The organism is Treponema sp. (genome assembly GCF_045657965.1).
GTDB lineage: Bacteria > Spirochaetota > Spirochaetia > Treponematales > Treponemataceae > Treponema_D.
Genome location: NZ_JAZOUG010000188.1, coordinates 1 through 2,758 on the forward strand (window position 1 = coordinate 1; position 2,758 = coordinate 2,758).

The following is a 2,758-nucleotide window of genomic DNA, read 5'->3' on the forward strand; positions in this document are numbered from 1 at the left end:
GTTCAGCATAATGCTTTGAGGCAAGCTCAGGGGAAATATTCATAAGTTTAAGACCTACTAACTTAAGGCCTTTATTTTCAAGACGGGTGATAACCTGTCCGATAAGTCTGCGGTTTAACACGCCGGGCTTACACATTGCAAAACATCTTGTCATAATTCTATTATTATATAACAGAGAGTGACATTTTACAACCATGATTTTTTTTGCTATACTTAAGCATGGAAATTTTAAGGGCAAAAATTTTAGGATTTTGCGCCGGTGTACGAAGAGCCGTCGTTGCAGCAGATAAAGCACTTTCTGAAAATAAAACAGGTCATGTCTATACATTAGGTCCTTTAATCCACAATCCGCAGGCCCTGGAATCTCTTGCAGAACGAAATCTCAAAATTCTTACAGAAAATGAAATCCCTTCACTCAATAACAATGATACTGTCATTATACGGGCACATGGTGTACCACCAGAAACAGATGCGGCAATCCGTTCAAAAGGCGTTAACGTAATCAATGCCACCTGCCCGCTTGTAACAAAAAGTCAGAAAACAGCCGCAGAATATGCAGAAAAAGGTTATATCATATTTTTTGCAGGCGATAAAAATCATGGAGAAGTAATCGGAATTGAAGGCTATGCAAGACAGGCTGCCCTGAACGCAGGCAAAAAATTAAATTTCATTCTAATTAAAGATGTTGAAGAGCTAAAAAAGGAAATAGAACTTCTACAGAAAAACAATATTCTTACTGAAGATTCAAAAATTATTCTTCTTTCCCAGACAACTTTCAGCATAAAAATGTTCGAACTGCTTAAAAATGAACTTAAAAACCTTTACCCGCACTCAGAAATTACAAGTTCTATTTGCCCGGCAACACACGAAAGACAGGACAGTCTTACAGAACTATGCTCAAAAGTTGACGGAGTAATCGTAATTGGCGGAAAGACTAGCGCAAATACAAACAGGCTTTTTAAAACCGCTGAAAAGCTCTGTAAAAAAGCCGTACTAATCGAAACACCTGATGAAATTCCTGAAGAATTTTACTCAATCAAAAAAATCGGAATTACTGCAGGTGCAAGCACTCCGGATGACATAATCCTTGAAACAGAAAAAAAACTTATCGAAAATTCAAAACTATGATTTATAAATGAATGTTCATAAATTCAACAAAGTCTTTTTCCAACAGAGGACGTGAATAAAAATATCCCTGAACCTGATCACAGTTTATTTTACGAAGGAAATCTCTCTGGATTACGGTTTCAACCCCTTCAAATACAGTTTCTTTTTCAAGCTGTCTGCTCAAATTTATAAGCGATGTAATGAAGTTTGCTGACTTTTCATCCATTTCACCGTCATTTCTGGTGGAAGAAATCAAAAATTCCCTGTCAAATTTGAGAACATCCACAGGAACTTTTGTAAGCATATTAAGTGACGATTCTCCAATTCCAAAATCATCCATGGCTACTGTAAAACCTTCTCTATGAAGCCGGTTTGTGATATCACATAAAGTTTCACTGTCCATAAATGAGCGTTCAATTATTTCAATCTGAATAAGATGCGGCGGAATTTCATATTTTCTGAAAAGTGACATAAACGTTTCCATAAAGCGCTCAGGTTTACTATGATTGCGGCTCATATTCACGGAAACAGGAACTACTTTTTTGCCGGCTTTTAACTGTGAATCAATAAATTTGAAAACCTGTTCGTAAACATAGAAATCAAGTTTGATTATAAAACCATTTTTTTCGAAAAGAGGAATAAATTTATCAGGCATGAACATTCCTGAATCGGAAGTTTTCCAGCGGACAAGAGCTTCAGCACCAACAATTTTATCGGTTTTAAGCGAAATTTTAGGCTGATACATCAGGAAAAATTCTTCGTTTTGAAGGGCTGATTCCATCCTGCTCTCGATTAACTGTTCTTCTTTAAGTTTATTCAGAAGAGTAAAATTGTAAACAGAGTATGGAACCATCATATTATCTTTGACGGTACTTTTTACAAATGAAGTCTGCCCGATTAATTCTTTTATTGTTATATCCGGGGTTCTTGACGGCTTGCAGAATGTAACGCCGAATTTCGGAAAAAACGGAATTTCATATTCTTTAATAAAATCGTCTACTTCCTTCATTTTCTCTCTGAATTTATACATCGCAGCCCTTAGGTCATGAACTTGAATCAAACTGTAGAAATGATCTGCATAACCATGTCCGACAATTCCATTGAATTCCAGAGAAATTTTATTAATTATTTTAGAATAAAAAAACAGCATATTGTTAGCCGATTCTTCACCGTAACTTTGATTTACAAATTTAAAACCTTTAATATCAGATTCAATCATCATAAAACGTGAATGAGGATGATGTTCCAACAGTTTTTGAGCTTCCTTTTCAAATTTTTGTCTTGTCCACAAATTTGAAATCGAATTATAATCAGCCTCAATAAGCTGATTTTTATAAAAGTAATCTGAAATTGAAAGTTCCAGGAGCATTAAAAATGAAAGGGCAACAACAGAAATAATAAGAATAAGAAATTTTATAATACGCTGCTGATTATATATTTTATCAAGATATTTTTTTGGAAAGCCGACAGCCAGAGTCCAGCCGCAGTTTTTTATTTTAGTATAAATAAGGTCGATTGGTTCACGAAGATAATTTTCTACTTCAACGATTCCACTTTCAGTTGCTGCAGAAATTATTTCTGAAGTAATATGGCTGTATTTTTCGGTTTCCGGTATAAAGACTTTTCCAAAATACGGGCTATCCGGATAAGT

Annotated in this window: 3 protein-coding genes; 1 reads left to right on the plus strand and 2 read right to left on the minus strand. The window is 35.0% G+C overall.

What is annotated here, in order from left to right:
* A partial coding sequence (locus ACKI5B_RS07125; RefSeq protein WP_407427234.1) for a nucleoside-diphosphate kinase occupies window positions 1–328 on the minus strand: 328 nt, incomplete at its 3' end.
* On the opposite strand from ACKI5B_RS07125, the gene ispH reads away from it, so the two are divergent.
* Complete coding sequence (ispH, locus tag ACKI5B_RS07130) at window positions 220–1,128, plus strand: 4-hydroxy-3-methylbut-2-enyl diphosphate reductase (protein ID WP_407427236.1); 909 nt, start codon at window positions 220–222, stop codon at window positions 1,126–1,128. The two genes, ACKI5B_RS07125 and ispH, sit on opposite strands and share 109 nt — an antisense overlap.
* A gap of 1 nt (window position 1,129) precedes the next feature.
* Here the strand turns inward: ispH and ACKI5B_RS07135 are convergent.
* On the minus strand, window positions 1,130–2,758 hold a 1,629-nt coding region (locus ACKI5B_RS07135), incomplete at its 5' end, for an EAL domain-containing protein (protein ID WP_407427238.1).

Excerpts from the sequence above, each read along its gene's own strand:
- ispH (WP_407427236.1), top strand. The coding sequence starts at position 220 with ATGGAAATTTTAAGGGCAAAAATTTTAGGATTTTGCGCCGGTGTACGA.